We start from the raw sequence: 16,238 nt of genomic DNA, 5'->3' as shown, positions 1-16,238 counted from the left end.
CTTTTTAGAATTTGTAATAGTAGGTGGACCTTTCAGGTTCACCTTTTTTATTTTTAACTCACATCACACTATTAGTGGAGTAATTTATGGTGTGAAGTATACAGTGACTTACAAGACAAAAAGTCATAATAAATAAATTATAACTATTGTAATTTATTTTATTGTGGTTATAGGGGGAATTGAGATTCTGGCACATATAGTAAGGTAAGGAAGTGAAGCTATGAAACATGGTGGAGATATATATAGTGATGGCTTATTAAAGGGAACAAAATTGTTAGACTATAGTTCAAATATAAATCCGCTGCCTATATCTAAAGCGTTTTCATCTCATATAGATGAAGCTTTAAATAATGTTATGTTATATCCAGATGTAAAATATAGAACTTTAAAGGATAATATAATTACATATCTTCAAGCTAGTGAAGAATATTTCTCTAAAGAAAATAAAGGAAACCATGAAAAGAATTATTTAGCTAATATAAGCAGAAGTAATATTCTTGTAGGAAATGGTGCCTCAGAAGTTCTAGATTTAATAATAAGTAGTTTAAAATCTATAACTATTGTAGTTCCTTCCTTTGTGGAGTATGAGGATTTTAGTAAAAAACATGGGGTGAAAATTAACTATGCTTATGTTAATGAAAATATGGAGTATAATTACAAGGAAATTCTTTTGGCTATAGAAAATACTGAGGCACTGATTATAGGTAATCCCAATAATCCCAATGGGTGCATTATTAATTTTAAAAACTTCGAAACTATATTGAGGAAGTGTGAAGAGCAACATAAGCTTGTTATTATAGATGAAGCCTTCATAGAGTTTGTATTAGATTATGATAAAAGTCTTATTAAATATATAGACAAATATAGCTCTTTAGTGATTATAAGAGCAATTACTAAGTTTTATGGTATGCCAGGAATAAGATTTGGATACGGTATAACTAGGAATAAAAATATACTTGAGTATTTTGAAAACAATCAAAATCCTTGGTCAGTAAATTGTTTTGCAGAGTTAGCTGTTAAGTATGCTCTAAAGGATAAAGGGTTTATAGAAGAATCTAAGCTATGGATAGAAGACGAAAGAAATTTTATGTACAATGCCCTTTCTACCATAGAATTTATTGAAAAAGTGTACATAAGTTACGGAAACTATTTTCTTTGTAAGTTAAAATATATTAGCAGTAGTGAATTTTATGAAAATATGCTAAGAAGAGGAATACTAATAAGAAACTGTAATAACTACGTAGGTTTAGATAATTCATATGTAAGGCTTGCAATAAAGGATAGAAAAGCTAATGAAATTTTAATTGAGGAATTAAAAGATATTGAAAGATCACTATAGTTTTAATTCATAAAAATCTGTAACAAGAAAGAAATATTAGCAGTGAGGAAGTACTATGAATAAAGAGAATAATTCTGAAGATTTTACTTTTCTTTGTTTAAATTCTGAGAAGGTAAAGGTACTAATAGTAGGTGGTGGAACATCAGCCTTAGTTAAAGCTAAATCCTTTTTAAAAAAGGGGTTTACAGTACACTGTATTGCACCAATCTTTAAGGAAGAACTTTTCAGTTTAAAGTCTGAAAAGTTAAAGATCACAATAGGGAATTTTGAGGATTATCTTATTAACACTTGCCACTTAGTTGTGATTTGCACTAGTGACAACAGGATAAATAAGCACATTAGAGAATTATGTGATAGCAATTGCAAGGTTTATATTGATACAACAATACCAGAAGAATCAATGGCAACCCTATGTGCAATGACCTCAAGTAAGGAAGTTAGGATAGGAGTAAGGCTTAAAGGTAAGAGTCCTAAAACTTCACAATTTTTAGCTAATAAAATAAAGGAGTACGTAGCTACCTATGATGCTTATGTTTCCTTTGTAACTGAGCTGAGAAGGAGTATGAAGGACTTTCCTAAAAGGTTAGAAGTTTTAAATTTTGTTTCTTCCGAAGACTTTTTATTTTTCTTTCAAAAGAGTTACGGTGAGCAGGTATTAGATTTATTTTACGGGGGTGAGAGTATTGAATTTGAAGATAGCTACAAGAAAGAGTAAGTTAGCCTTAGTGCAAACAGAGTATGTTATAGAGCTTGTTAAGAAGTTTCATAATATTACTTGCGAAAAAGTCTTAACAGATACTTTGGGAGATCAAAGATTAGATGTGACTCTTGATAAAATAGGTGGTAAGGGCTTATTTATTAAGGAACTAGAAAAAGCAATACTAGAAGGTCATGCTGATGCAGGAGTTCATAGCATGAAGGATGTGCCCTATGAAATGCCAGAGGGCTTTGAAATTGCAGCCATGCCTGTAAGGGAAGATGTGAGAGATGCTTTTGTTTCTATGAAGGGTGTAAAATTTAAGGATTTAAAACAAGGAGCAAGAGTAGGAACTAGTAGTAAAAGAAGAGCATCGCAACTTCAACTACTAAGACCAGATATTGAAATTGTTCCAATTAGAGGAAATGTACAAACTAGGATCGATAAGATAGAACGTGAGAATCTAGATGGAATTATTCTAGCAGCTGCAGGACTAAAAAGACTTGGTATGGAAAGCATCATTACAGATTATTTTGAGCCAAATGAAATGGTGCCAGCTATTGGTCAAGGAGCTCTTGGAATAGAAATTCATGAGAATTGCAAAAATAGTGAAGCTTTCAAGACTTTAGATAATCCAATAGTAAGGCTTTGTGTTGAAGCTGAAAGAAGCTTTATGAGAGAACTTAAGGGAGATTGCAATTGCACTATTGGAGCTTATGCAACTCTTCACGGGAATACACTAAATGTAGTAGGCATTTATGAGGTAGAAGGAAAGCTTATTAAGGATAGTGTAAGTGGGAATAAAGAAGACTATATAAATTTAGGTAAGGAACTTGCTGATAAAATACTTACCAGTGGGAGGAACTAATGGGTAAAGTATATTTAATTGGAGGTGGCCCTGGTAATGAAGACCTCATTACCTTAAAGGCAATAAAAGTGCTGAAAAAATGTACAGCCATAATGTATGATAGGCTTTCAGGGGAAGGTATTCTTAAGTATGTAAATAAAGATGCAGTTATTTATTATTGTGGTAAGGAACCAGGAAGCCACTATAAAACTCAAGATGAAATTAATGAAATGCTTATAACTCTAGCAAAACAAGGTCATACAGTAGGCAGGGTAAAAGGTGGGGATCCTTACATTTTTGGCCGTGGAGGAGAAGAAGCCTTAGCTCTTTTAGAAGAAAATATAGATTTTGAAGTAGTTCCAGGCATAACCTCACCAATTTCAGTTTTAAACTATGGTGGTATTCCTGTGACCCACAGAAAAATAGCTCAAGGTTTTCATGTGTTTACTGGAAAGAGTGTAGACAAACTGAATTTGGATTTTTCTATAATAGCGAAGCTTAAAGGCACTTTAATATTTATGATGAGCTTTGAAAGCTTAGAAAGAATAACCACAGAGCTAATTAGCAATGGAATGGATGAAAGTACTCCAGCTGCTGTAGTAATGAGAGGAACTACTTCTAAGCAAAAAAAGGCTACAGGAACTATAAAGGATATAGGAACTTTAGCTAAAGCTAAGGGCCTAGCAAATCCAGCTATTATTGTTATTGGGGAAGTAGTGAAATTTCATGATAAGCTTAACTGGTTTGAAAGGAAAGCTCTCTTTGGAAGAAATATTTGTATTACTAGAACAAAGGAACAAAGTGAGGAAATCAGTGAAAAGCTAAAGGAGTTAGGTGCTGAAGTTACTGAGATAAACTCAATTAAAATCAGTGAAACTAAATCTAATATAGAACCTTTTCTACATAAGTTAGAAGACTATCATTATATAGTTATAACCAGCGTTAATGCTGCAAATATATTTTTCGATGCATTAATGGAAAAAAATATAGACACAAGAACTATAAGGGCAAAGTTTGTAACCATAGGACCTTCCAGTGATAAGGCAGTAAGAATAAGAGGAATAGTACCTTACTTAACAGCTAATGAATATGTGAGTGAAAAGTTGTTTGAAGTCATGGAACCAATTTTAAAACTTGGAGATAAAGTGTTATTACCACGTTCTAAAAATGGAAGACCTTACATGGTAGAAGCATTAACTAAAGCAGGTTGTGAAGTTGATGATTGTCACATATATGAAACTGTTCTTGGAGAGAATAATAATCTTGGTCAGTTTAAAGAAGTTGATACCGTAATTTTCACTAGCCCTAGCACTGTAAAAAATATGATAACTTTAGTTGGCATAGAAGCCATAAAAGAAAAGAAGGTTATATCCATTGGACCTATAACCTCTAAAGAGTTAGACAAACAGGGAATACACTATGGACAGTGCAAGGAAAGCAGTCATGAAGGAGTTATAAAACACCTTTTAAATAATGAATAAGTTCAGTTTGTTCATAGACTTCTAAAGAAAATTAAATCTTCAAGCAAGTTTAATTTTATGAAGAGTTGCATCTTTGGCTGAAAAGCATTTTAACAATCTAAAGTGCTATTAAAGAGTGACAGTTATTCTAAAAGTTACAAAATTTATGCTGATATAAAATTAAATTATTGAAATAAAGGTGAAAACCAGATAAAGCAAATTATTTAGAAAAAAAGTTATTGTAGGAGGAAATATTATGTACAAAAGACATAGAAGATTAAGAGAGAATGCAGCAATAAGAAGTTTAGTGAGAGAAACTATACTAAACCCAAATGATTTTATATTACCAATTTTTGTGGTGGAAGGAGAAAATATTAAAGAAGAAATATCTTCTCTTAAAGGACAATATCATTGGTCAGTGGATAGATTAGGAGAATTAGTAGAGGAAGTTAAAAGAGCTAAGGTTAAAGGAATAATGGTTTTTGGACTACCAGATCATAAGGATGAAGTTGGAACTTCTGCTTTTGAAGAAATGGGTATAGTTCAAAGAGCAGTTAGAAAGATAAAAGAGCTAGACAAAGATATGTATGTAGTTACTGATGTTTGTTTGTGTCAATATACAAGCCATGGACATTGTGGAATTATAGTTGATGGAAAAGTTCACAATGATGAAAGCTTAAAATATATTGCAAAGGTTGCACTATCCCATGTAAAAGCTGGAGCAGATATGGTAGCACCTTCTGACATGATGGATGGAAGAGTAAGTGTTATAAGAGAAGTATTAGATGAAAATGGCTTTGAAAGTATACCTATTATGAGTTACAGTGCTAAATATAGCTCTGCAATGTATGGTCCATTTAGAGCAGCAGCGGATTCTGCACCACAATTTGGTGATAGAAAAACTTATCAAATGGATCCAGCAAACTATATGGAAGCTTTAAGAGAAGTTGAGTCAGATATAGAAGAAGGTGCAGATATTGTTATGGTAAAACCTGCAATATTCTACTTAGATATCATAAGAGCAGTTAAGGATAGATTCAATATGCCAATTGCAGCTTATAACGTAAGTGGAGAATATGCAATGCTTAAAGCCGCTGTAGAAAATGGGCTTTTAGATGAGAGAAATGCAACTCTTGAAATGCTTACCTCAATTAAGAGAGCAGGGGCAGACATTATAATAACTTATTGTGCCATTGATGCATGTAAATGGCTTAATGAAATGTAAGGAATGCAATATGAGAAGTATTATTGTTGCTTCTAACAGCAGTGGTGGTGGAAAAACCACCATAGCTGTTGGATTAATGAGAGCCCTTATAAAAATGGGCTATGAGGTACAAGGCTATAAGGTTGGTCCAGACTATATTGACCCGGCTTTTCATGGGGTTATAACTAAAAAACCTTCACGAAATTTGGATTTGTTTCTAATGGGAAAACAGGGGGTTTTAGAAGCCTACTCCAGAGGACAATGCACCTTAGGGGTAGTTGAAGGAGTAATGGGACTTTATGATGGTAAGGGAATTGACTCTCAGTACTCTACAGCTCATGTAGCAAAGGTCTTGAACTTACCAGTGATTTTAGTTCTAAGCCCCAAAGCACAAAGTGCAACTTTAGCTGCTGAGCTTCAAGGAATGATAAATTACTGTGATGAACATGTGAAAGATTCTCAGATTAAAGGGGTAATACTAAATAATATTTCAGGGGCTTATTATAAGCTTTTGAAAACTATTATAGAAAAAGCTACTTCCTTAAAGGTTTATGGATATATTCCAAAGGATGAAGCTTTAGCACTTGAGTCAAGACATTTAGGATTAGTACAAGCTTCTGAAATTGAGGATTTAGAGAAGAAGATAGAGCTTTGTAGTGAATATATTAGGGAAAATGTAGATATGGAAGCTCTTATAAAAGACTTTTCTAAAGAATCCAATGAAGGCACAAGAGGCACAGAGCAAAACAGTGAACAGAGTTTTATAAACTCCTCAAGTAATTTCTTTAACCATGGAAGTTCATTAGAATGCAAGGTTAATGATAATAAAGACAAGTTTACTATGGATAACCATAACCTTAAGATTGGTGTGGCAAGGGATAAAGCCTTTAGTTTTTATTATAAGGAAAATTTAGAGTTACTGGCTCAAACAGGAGAAATAGTTTACTTTAGCCCTCTAAAGGATAAGGAAATTCCAGAAGATTTGGACTTTTTATATATTGGAGGGGGATATCCAGAGGTTTTTGTAGAGGAGCTTAGTAAAAATAAGTCAATGATTAACTCAATAAAGAAAGCATTAGAGGAAGGATTACCTTGTTATGCAGAGTGTGGAGGACTTATGTATCTAACAGAAGGAATAATACCTTTTGATAAAGATAGCAAGTATGACACTGTAGGATTTTTTAAAGGTCACTCCTATTTGACAAAAACTTTGCAAAACTTTGGATATGCAAAGATAAAGGTTGAAAAAGAAAATCCATTAATAAAGCTTGGCACTAGTATTCATTGCCATGAATTTCATAAATCTAAAGTAAAGGTAGAAGAAAAGGAAGTCTATACACTAGAAAAAACTACTTATACTAATGAAGTTAAGCAGTGGAATTGTGGCTATGTTAAGAAAAATACCCTAGGGGCTTATGGACATGTGCATTTTTTTAATAATATAGATTTTTTACAACAGCTGATTAATAAGGCTATTGAATATAAGAAAAAGAAATAATTTAGTTATAAGGATTGATGATTATGGAATATATTAAAAACCCTATGGACATAGAAAGAGGAAGTTTTGAAATCATTGGGAAAGAAATGGCTCCACATAATTTCAGTGAGGAAGAGCTTTTAATTGTTAAAAGAACTATACATACAACAGGAGATTTTGATTATCAAAACATAGTCTATATAAGTGAGGATGCCATTGAAAGCGCAAAAACCTTACTTAAGGGTGGAATAACAATTTATACAGATACCAATATGGCTCTTTCTGGCATTAACAAAGCTGCACTAAAGAAGCTAGGGTGTGAAGTAAAGTGTTATGTTGCTCATGAAGAAGTTGCAAAAATAGCAAAGGAAAGAGGAATTACCCGGTCTATGGCTGGAGTTGAAAAAGCTGTGGAAGAGGGCGTAGAGTTATTTGTTTTTGGAAATGCACCAACAGCTATATTCAAGTTATTAGATTTAGTAAGAGAAGGAAAGGCAACTCCTAAATTTGTAGTAGGAGCTCCAGTTGGTTTTGTTGGAGCTAAGGAAAGTAAGGAAGAACTTTTAAAATATAATATACCAAACATAACTATAAGAGGTCGTAAAGGTGGAAGTAATGTGGCAGCAGCCATTGTGAACGCTATTATGTATATGTTAGTTCAAAGAGATTAAACATTGTTAAAGGAAGAGTAGGGCTAGTATAGGGGTACCTGGTAGAACTTTGGATTTAAAATAGAGATTTTTAAGTAAAATCTAAGGAAAGCAATGTAAAAAGTTGGTGAGAAAAATGCTAGATTTATATGTTGAAGCAAATGGAAAAAAATTAAGGTGTGGATTTACTACTGGGTCAGCAGCTACTGGTGCTGCAAAAGCAGCTACCATGATGCTTTATACAAATTTATTAGGAAAAAAAATAACGGACAAATACAATGGAGAACAGGTTTACAGCTTAAGAGATAGTAAACAGGTAATTACGAGTATAACCTTTAATACTCCAAAGAATATAGTATTAACCCTTTCAATAATTAATGTGGTATTTGGTGAGGATTATGTAGAATGCTCAATAATTAAAGATGGGGGCGATGACCCAGATAACACTCATGGATTAGAAATTAAAGCAAGAGCTACCCTTGGTAAAGAAGGATATGTACTAAAAGGGGGAACAGGAGTAGGAGTAGTTTGTGGAGAAGGCCTTTATATTAAAAAAGGAGAACCAGCTATAAATCCTGTTCCTAGAATAATGATAGAAAAAGGTGTTAGAGAAGTATTACCAAGGGGATATGGGGTAGAGATTACAATTATGGTACCTAAAGGAGAAGAGGTTGCAAAAAAGACTTTCAACCCAAGATTAAATATTTTAGGTGGAATTTCTATTTTAGGTACTACAGGAATTGTAATGCCCATGTCTGAGGAGTCTTTGACAGAATCTATTAAACTAGAAATAAGTCAAAAACTTGCCAGTGGACACAAGGAGTTAACCTTGCTTTTTGGAAACATGGGAGAGAATATGGCTAAGGAGCTAAGCCTAAAGGAAGAAAACATGGTAATCATATCAAATTACGTAGGTTTTGCCTTAGATACTTTAATGGCTAGAAAAGTTAAGAAAATTACTCTGGTAGGTCATATTGGTAAGGTTTGTAAAATTGCTAGTGGAGCCTTTAACACCCATAGTAGAGTTTGTGATGTAAGACTAGAAACCTTAGCTTTAGAGTTAGCACTTCTTGGATATCCAAATGATTTAGTTAGAAGAGTCTATGAAGAAAAAACCACAGAGGGTGCAGTTAACTTTCTTGGGGAGGGCTATGAAGAGTTATATGAATCCATTGGGAAAAAAGTAAAAAGGAAAATGGAACAATATTCTTATGAAAGCATTCAGGTTGAGGTCATAATGTACTCTATGAAGAAGGGAGTTCTATATGACTCAAGAAAGTGAGGAGTTACATGGTATACATAGTAGGTCTTGGACCAGGGCACAGAGATTATATCTTGCCCAAAGCCATAGAGGTAATGAAAAACTGTGATTTAATCCTTGGATTTAAAAGAGCATTGGAAAGCTTAGAGTTTATCGATAATAAAAAAGAAGCTAAAGCCACACTGAAGGATATCATAGAGATTTTAGAGAAAGACTCTAATAAGATCATAGCTCTTGTAGCCTCAGGGGACCCTAATTTTTATGGAATTACAGATTACATAAATAGAAATTATTCAGGAGAAGTTCAAGTTATTCCTGGAATTAGCTCTTACCAATATTTAATGAGTAAGATAAATAAAAGTTGGCAAAATGCTTACTTATCCAGTGTTCATGGTCGCGAAGAAGATTTTGTTACCAAGGTAAGAGAATATAAAAAATCTATTTGGCTTACGGATAAAGAGAGAAATCCAAAAGCACTATGCAAGCTTTTGATAGAAAATCAAGTAAGCTGTGAAGTAGTGGTGGGAGAAAATCTTTCCTACGAAAATGAAAAAATAACAGCGGGATGTCCTAAGGATATTGTTGAGGGTGATTATAGTAATTTATCTGTAATCTATATTGAAAGACACTAAATGGTAATTTTATTAATATATAAGCTCTAATTAACTTTCTACATCCAAGCAGTTGTCAAATACAGCTGACTCTAAAGGTTATAATGTAGGTTATTTATAGAACATATATATAAAGATTTAGTATAAAAGTGGAGTGATATTGTGAAGTTTATAAAAGATGAAGAATTCATTAGGGGCAATTGCCCTATGACTAAAGAAGAGGTTAGAATTTTAACCATTACAAAATTAGAGCTAGAAGAGAATTTTAACCTTCTTGATATAGGTGCTGGTACAGGTAGTGTTTCTATTCAAATGGCAAAGTGCTGCCCAGAGGGACTAGTTACTGCTATTGAAATGGATAGTGAAGCACTAGAGGTTATAAAGGTTAATAAGGAAAAGTTCAAGGCACAAAATGTAGAAATAATTCAAGGGGAAGCCTTAGAGGTATTACCCAAAATTAAAGGTGAGTTTCATGGAATATTCATAGGGGGTAGCGGTGGAAATATTGAAGCTATTATCAAGGAATATGGACGTATGTTAATGCCAGGAAGAAAAATGATTCTCAATTTTATAACTATTGATAATTTATACAAAGCTATGAATACCTTAAAAACACTGGGATATTCAGTAGAATGTATGCAAGTTGCAGTATCAAAAACCGTTGGAAGCAGCTATATGCTGAAGGCACAAAATCCTATTTTTATAGTTACGGCTACGAAGGCAAATTAAGGCATCTTCTTTGATTTGTTATTTATTATCAGATGCTTAGATATTGGAGGAAGAATATGAGTAAATTAGGAACATTATATGGAATTGGAGTTGGACCAGGGGGAGAGGATTTACTTACCCTTAAAGCAATAAAAGTAATAGAAAACTGTGAAATAATCATAGCACCAAGTGCCATGGGTGGGGGAGCAAGTATTGCCTATGAAACAGCAAAAAACTTTATAAAGCCACATCAAAAGGTGATAATAAGTCATTTCCCAATGGGAAAGCCTGATAAAGAAGAAAAGGTTTATGAAGCTTTTAAAACCATTGAAGAATATTTGCAACAAGGAAAAAATGTAGGGTTCTTAACAATAGGAGATCCATTTATTTATAGTACCTATATTTATCTTTTAAAATACATAAGAGAACAAAATTATACTACAGAAACAGTGCCAGGAATCACCTCTTTCTGTGCAAGTGCTAGCCTTGCAGGAGAGATTCTTGTAATTGGAGATGAACCACTTCTTATTGTACCAGGAAACCAAATAGAGAGAGTAAAAGATGAGAAGTATATAGTAGTTATGAAGTTTTATAACCAAGAAGAAAAAGTTTTAAACTACTTAGATAAAGAAGGTTTTAAATACTTTGCAGTAAAAAGAGCTTATAGAGAAGGGCAGGAAATCTTCCATACTAGAGAAGAAATACTAAACAATAAAGACTATATGACTTTAATAATAGCTCATAGGAATGAGGAAATATAAGAAGTAGCAACATAAGAATATAACAATATAAAAATATAAAAATATAAAAATATAAGAATACAGCAATGCAACAAGATAACATGATGACAATATAAGAAGATAAGAATATAAAAATAGCACGTATATAGGAAAGAGGTACAGAGATGGATAGTGGTAAGGTATATTTTATTGGTGCAGGACCTGGGGATCCAGATTTAATAACCGTAAAGGGAAGAAAACTTCTTGAAGAGGCGGAAGTAATTATTTATGCAGGATCCTTAGTTAGTAGAGAGCATTTTCAGGGTTGTAGGGAAGATGTAAAGCTTCATGATTCTGCTGCAATGACCTTGAATCAGGTTATAGAAACTATAGTTGAAGCAAAAGGGAAAAATAAAAAAATTGTAAGGCTACATACTGGAGATCCAGCTATATATGGGGCAATTAAAGAGCAAATGGATGAGTTAGATAAACTAAGCATTAACTATGAGGTAGTTCCAGGAGTAAGTTCCTTTACTGCAGCAGCAGCCTCTATTAATAGAGAGTTTACTCTTCCAAGTGTATCTCAAACTGTAATTTTAACTAGAATGGAAGGAAGAACTCCTGTCCCTGAAAAGGAAAACTTAGAAAGGTTAGCTTCAATAGGAGCATCCATGGCACTTTTCCTATCAGTTGGAATGATAGAAAAGGTAGTGGGGAAGTTAAGAAAGGGTTATGGAAGAAATGTACCTGTAGCTGTTATTCAAAGAGCTACTTGGAAAGATGAAAAGGTAGTAATAGGAACTTTAGATGATATAGCTGAAAAAGTTAAAGAAGCAAATATCACAAAGCAAGCTCAAATATTAGTTGGTGATTTTATAGATTGCAACTATGAAAAAAGCTTATTATACGATGAAAACTTCACCCATATGTTTAGGACGGGCAAAAATGAAAATAGCCATAATTAGTGTAACAGCATTAGGGGACAAAATAATAAACAGGCTTTCTTTGCAATTTGCAAATCAGTTTAAAAACCTAAGTCTTACGGTATTTAATAGTAAGGATAAAGAGTTTAATTTTAAACAGTGTTGTAAAGTTGCCTTCGAAAACAATGATGCAGTGATTTTCATTAGTTCTACAGGGATTGCAGTAAGGGGAATAGCTCCCCATGTGGTTAGTAAGAAAAGTGATCCTGCAGTAATAGTAATTGATAGCTGCTCTAAATACGCAATTTCTTTACTCAGTGGTCACCTTGGTGGAGCCAATAACCTTACAAAAGTAATTAGTGAAATATTAGGTTGTGAGGCAATTATAACTACAGCTACAGACAATTTAGATGTGGTGGCTCCAGATATGATAGCAGTGAACAATAATCTTTATATTGAGAATATGGATAAGGCCAAAGAAATTGCAGCACTGTTGGTAGAAGGTAAGGCAGTTGGATTTATAGATGAAGAAGAAGCAATAGGTTGCCCGAAAGGCTACTTAAGTATTCATAAGAATATTTTAGATCAGGAAAATACTTTGCAAGGAAATAAGGAAGTAAAGCAGGTAGAACTAGGGACACAAGGGGAGATTAGCAAAGGCAGTATTGAAGAGATACAAGGGCTTGTAGTTGTAACTTCAAAAAAAGTATTGCCCCTTGAAAAGGAAGTAAGAAATATGCCAGTTTTAAAACTTATAAGAAAACACATTATTCTAGGTATAGGGTGCAAGAAAAATTTTTCACCTGAAGAAATGAAACTGGCAGTTAAAACTTCCCTTGATGAAAAAAATATAAGTGAGAAAGCAGTAGCAGGTATTGCTACGGTTTCTATTAAAAAAGAAGAGGTTGCAATTTTAAACCTCAGCAAAAGTTTAGGGGTAGAAATAAGTACTTTTGCTCCAGAAGAAATTAGACCAATAGAACATAAATATAAAACTAGCGATTTTGTAAGAAAAACCCTTGGAGTTGGAGCGGTTTGTGAACCTGTTATTGAACTTGCACAGGGTAAGGTTATTCATGAAAAAGAAAGCTTTAAGGGGATGACCTTAGCAATTGGGAAAATAGATTAAGTTAGATATAAGCTAAGGCACTTTAACGTGATTCTTCAGGTTGGAACATGTTGGTAAGAAGAAAAGCGCTAAGTAAAAACTATTACTTATAATCATAATAGATGATAGATGTTATAAAGAAAATCGAATTAAAATCAATATAAAAAGGAGCAAGTTATGGGAAAGCTTTATGTAATTGGAATTGGTCCGGGTGGACAAGAACATATGACTTTAAGAGCTGTAGAATCTATAAAAGAGAGCAATATTATTGTTGGATATAGCAAATACATTGCTTATATCGAACATTTAATTGAAGGAAAAGAAGTTGTTTCTACTGGAATGAAGGGTGAAGAAGAAAGATGCAGACAAGCACTTCAGTTATGCAAAGATAACACTGTAGCAATTATCAGCACTGGTGAAGCAGGCATATATGGTATGGCAGGGTTAATTCTTGAAATGGCTAAGGGAGAGGATGTAGAAGTAGTACCAGGAGTAACGGCATCTTCAGCAGCAGCATCAGTTCTCGGAGCACCATTAATGCACGATAATTGCAACATAAGTCTTAGTGATTTATTAACTCCTTATGAATTAATAAAAAAACGTGTAAGGATGGCAGCAGATGGGGATTTTGTAATTTCTCTTTATAATCCGAAGAGTATTGGAAGACCTCATTACTTAATGGAATGTATAAATATCATAAAAGAATATAGAAATGAAAATACACCAGTTTCAGTAGTGAAAAATGCCTTAAGACCTGGACAAGAAGTACATAACTTTACATTGGAAACCTTTGATGATTCAGTGGTTGATATGATGTCCATAGTTATTATAGGAAATAGCAGCAGTTATTATAAAGAGGATAAATTTGTTACTCCAAGGGGTTACAAACTGTGATTGGATTAATTCTAGGAACTAGTGAGGGAAAATTAATACTAAATATGCTAAACAAATATACAGAGGATATTTTAGTATCAACTTCTAGTTCCTATGGGGGAAGCTTATTAAAGGATTATAAATTTAAATATCTTAATGATAAGCCTCTTGCAAAAGAAGAATTAAGGGCTTTGCTAAAAGAAAAGGGAGTACATACTCTTATTGATGGGTCTCATCCCTATGCAAAGGAAATAACTAAAAATGCATTAGAGGTTTGCAAAGACCTTTCTATTAAGTATATAAGATATGAAAGACCTTCTGTGGTGGAGGAATTTTTACAACATGAAAATCTTTATTATATAGAGGACTATAGTGATCTTCCTAAAGTGGTTTCCTTTAAGGGCAATTTGTTGAATACTACAGGAAGTAGAAATATTAAAACTCTAATAGGTTTAAACCTAGAAAATAGAATTATTCATAGAATACTGCCTACAGCCCAAGTGCTAAAGGAATGTGAAGAATTAGCAGTCCCAGTTGAGGATATTATTGCAATGAAGGGTCCTTTTTCAAAGGAATTAAACAAAGCAATTATATTAGATTATGATATTGAAGGGATTCTACTTAAGGATAGCGGAGTTGAAGGTGGAACATTAGAAAAGCTTCAAGGAGCTATTGAATGTAATATAAAGATAATTGTCATTGGAAGACCAAAGATAGAGTATCCTTTAATATTTAAGGATTTGAATTTACTAGAACAGTATGTTTTATCAGCTTTGTTTTAAACAAAACTTGAAATGTTAATGTATTGTGGATATCTACCATCTAAAAAAATAATGTGTGAGTAAAAAATTATTAGGGGGAAAAAATGAAATCTAATTTTAATATAAAAAAACTTGTGCTTTTATCACTTTTTGTTGCGTTGAGCTTTGTAGGAGCTAATATAAAAATTTTTGGAAGCATAGCTTTTGATGCAATGCCAGCATATTTTGCAACAATATTTATGGGACCTATAAGTGGAGCTATTGTAGCAGTAATAGGACATTTGTTTACTGCACTTTTAAGTGGTTTTCCTTTATCCCTACCAGTACACTTAATTATTTCAGTAAATATGGCAATAACTATGGTAGCAACTTTTTATGCTTATAAGTTGTTAAGAAAAAATAATTTCCTTATTGCAGCCTTTGTAGCTATAATTGTAGGAACATTATTTAATGGACCTATATCAACTTTAGTATTACTACCAATCTTAGGAGATATGGTTTACGGATTAATTCCAATTTTAACAGTGGTTTCAGCAATCAATGTACTATTAGCTTTTATGGTTTATTACTTTATACCAAAAGCAATAAAGGAAAAATATAAGGGCAATTTATAAGTGAAAAGAACTAAGGCTAAAGTTTAGTTTATTTGAAAAATACAATGTTGAGGAGAAAAACCTATGAATAAGAAAGCTATATTAGTAGTAAGTTTTGGAACATCCTATGAGGAGGCTTTGAAAAACTCTATCGAAGCAACAGAAAATGCAATTAAAGAAACCTTTATAGAATTTGAAGTAAGAAGAGCCTTCACTTCAAATATGATTATAAAAAAGCTTAAAAATAGGGACAATTATCATGTCGATAATGTGACAGAAGCACTTGAAAAATTGCGTAAGGATGGCTATGAAGAGGTTTATGTTCAGCCATTACACATTATATTTGGAGAAGAATATGATAAAATTCAACATGCAGTAAATGCCATGAAAGAGTTAAATTACTTTAAAGTTTTAGAACTTTCTACTCCACTACTTTACAAAAATGAGGATTATATTAATGCCTTTGAAGCTCTAAGAAAAGAAATAGCTCACTATAGTCAAGGGGAGGGAGTCATATTAATGGCTCATGGCACAGCTCATCAGGCTAATGCTTGCTATTTCCAATTACAAACTGTAGCACAAAATATGGGAGCTACCAATGTCCACATAGCTACAGTTGAAGGATATCCTACTATTGAAGAGATAATACCACTATTAAAGAGAAATAATTATACAATTTTAAACCTAATACCTTTTATGTTAGTTTGTGGTGATCACGCAAGAAATGATATGGCTTCAGATGAAGAAGATTCTTGGAAATCTATCTTAGAAGGAGAAGGCTTTAAGGTAAATTGTATTCTTAAAGGGCTTGGAGAGATAAAAGGTTTTCAACAGCTTTACGTTAAATTATTAGAGAAGATTATTAGTAATTAATGCATTAAGCATAAGGCATCTTCAAAAAATAATTAAGTCAGTATGAGTGTCTATTTTGCGTTATACTTCGTCAACAAAGCTTCCTAGATAGCTCTACTATCTAAGGAACCTTTTTGTGTAACGAATACCACGGG

17 protein-coding genes are annotated in these 16,238 nt (G+C 33.0%); all 17 read left to right on the top strand.

Annotated features, from left to right (window positions below):
* Positions 1-220 precede the first annotated feature (220 nt).
* A complete protein-coding gene (locus B3040_RS03910; RefSeq protein WP_291570425.1) occupies positions 221-1,339 on the top strand; it encodes a pyridoxal phosphate-dependent aminotransferase in 1,119 nt (372 codons plus the stop codon).
* A gap of 55 nt (positions 1,340-1,394) precedes the next feature.
* The gene (locus B3040_RS03905) at positions 1,395-2,054 is read left to right on the top strand and encodes an NAD(P)-dependent oxidoreductase (RefSeq protein ID WP_291570423.1); all 660 of its coding nucleotides are present in this window, start codon (positions 1,395-1,397) and stop codon (positions 2,052-2,054) included.
* Positions 2,023-2,904, top strand: coding sequence for a hydroxymethylbilane synthase (hemC, locus tag B3040_RS03900; RefSeq protein WP_291570421.1), 882 nt, complete (start codon positions 2,023-2,025; stop codon positions 2,902-2,904). Before B3040_RS03905 ends, hemC begins: the two co-directional genes overlap by 32 nt.
* Positions 2,904-4,364, top strand: coding sequence for a uroporphyrinogen-III C-methyltransferase (gene cobA, locus B3040_RS03895; RefSeq protein ID WP_291570419.1), 1,461 nt, complete (start codon positions 2,904-2,906; stop codon positions 4,362-4,364). The genes hemC and cobA overlap by 1 nt, the downstream gene beginning before the upstream one ends.
* Before the next feature lie 235 nt (positions 4,365-4,599).
* Complete coding sequence (hemB, locus tag B3040_RS03890) at positions 4,600-5,568, top strand: porphobilinogen synthase (RefSeq protein ID WP_017417008.1); 969 nt, start codon at positions 4,600-4,602, stop codon at positions 5,566-5,568.
* Between the two features lie 10 nt (positions 5,569-5,578).
* On the top strand, positions 5,579-7,045 hold the full coding sequence (locus B3040_RS03885; RefSeq protein WP_291570416.1) for a cobyrinate a,c-diamide synthase: 1,467 nt from the start codon (positions 5,579-5,581) through the stop codon (positions 7,043-7,045).
* Between the two features lie 20 nt (positions 7,046-7,065).
* On the top strand, positions 7,066-7,695 hold the full coding sequence (locus B3040_RS03880; RefSeq protein ID WP_291570484.1) for a precorrin-8X methylmutase: 630 nt from the start codon (positions 7,066-7,068) through the stop codon (positions 7,693-7,695).
* A gap of 115 nt (positions 7,696-7,810) precedes the next feature.
* Positions 7,811-8,956: a cobalt-precorrin-5B (C(1))-methyltransferase CbiD gene (cbiD, locus tag B3040_RS03875; protein WP_291570414.1), complete on the top strand. Its 1,146-nt coding sequence runs from the start codon at positions 7,811-7,813 to the stop codon at positions 8,954-8,956.
* 8 nt (positions 8,957-8,964) lie between these two features.
* On the top strand, positions 8,965-9,567 hold the full coding sequence (gene cbiE, locus B3040_RS03870) for a precorrin-6y C5,15-methyltransferase (decarboxylating) subunit CbiE (protein ID WP_291570411.1): 603 nt from the start codon (positions 8,965-8,967) through the stop codon (positions 9,565-9,567).
* A gap of 141 nt (positions 9,568-9,708) precedes the next feature.
* Entirely contained in the window at positions 9,709-10,275 is a 567-nt protein-coding gene (cbiT, locus tag B3040_RS03865) for a precorrin-6Y C5,15-methyltransferase (decarboxylating) subunit CbiT (RefSeq protein WP_291570409.1), read from the top strand.
* A gap of 56 nt (positions 10,276-10,331) precedes the next feature.
* A complete protein-coding gene (locus tag B3040_RS03860; protein WP_291570407.1) occupies positions 10,332-11,015 on the top strand; it encodes a cobalt-factor II C(20)-methyltransferase in 684 nt (227 codons plus the stop codon).
* A 143-nt stretch (positions 11,016-11,158) separates the two neighbouring features.
* The gene (gene cobM, locus B3040_RS03855) at positions 11,159-11,938 is read left to right on the top strand and encodes a precorrin-4 C(11)-methyltransferase (protein ID WP_291570405.1); all 780 of its coding nucleotides are present in this window, start codon (positions 11,159-11,161) and stop codon (positions 11,936-11,938) included.
* Positions 11,919-13,025, top strand: a complete 1,107-nt coding sequence (gene cbiG / locus B3040_RS03850; protein ID WP_291570402.1) for a cobalt-precorrin 5A hydrolase — start codon at positions 11,919-11,921, stop codon at positions 13,023-13,025. Before cobM ends, cbiG begins: the two co-directional genes overlap by 20 nt.
* A gap of 156 nt (positions 13,026-13,181) precedes the next feature.
* The gene (cobJ, locus tag B3040_RS03845) at positions 13,182-13,898 is read left to right on the top strand and encodes a precorrin-3B C(17)-methyltransferase (RefSeq protein WP_291570400.1); all 717 of its coding nucleotides are present in this window, start codon (positions 13,182-13,184) and stop codon (positions 13,896-13,898) included.
* Entirely contained in the window at positions 13,895-14,659 is a 765-nt protein-coding gene (locus B3040_RS03840; RefSeq protein ID WP_291570398.1) for a cobalt-precorrin-6A reductase, read from the top strand. Before cobJ ends, B3040_RS03840 begins: the two co-directional genes overlap by 4 nt.
* Positions 14,660-14,742: 83 nt before the next feature.
* On the top strand, positions 14,743-15,252 hold the full coding sequence (locus B3040_RS03835) for an ECF transporter S component (protein ID WP_291570396.1): 510 nt from the start codon (positions 14,743-14,745) through the stop codon (positions 15,250-15,252).
* A gap of 63 nt (positions 15,253-15,315) precedes the next feature.
* Positions 15,316-16,104 (top strand): sirohydrochlorin cobaltochelatase, encoded by a 789-nt coding sequence (locus B3040_RS03830; protein WP_291570394.1) that lies wholly within the window; start codon positions 15,316-15,318, stop codon positions 16,102-16,104.
* Positions 16,105-16,238: the final 134 nt, after the last annotated feature.

It is taken from the genome of Clostridium sp. UBA4548 (assembly GCF_002387895.1).
Taxonomy (GTDB): domain Bacteria; phylum Bacillota; class Clostridia; order Clostridiales; family Clostridiaceae; genus Clostridium_J.
Note: the sequence above shows the minus strand (reverse complement) of the source record. Positions and strands in the feature narration are given on the sequence as shown.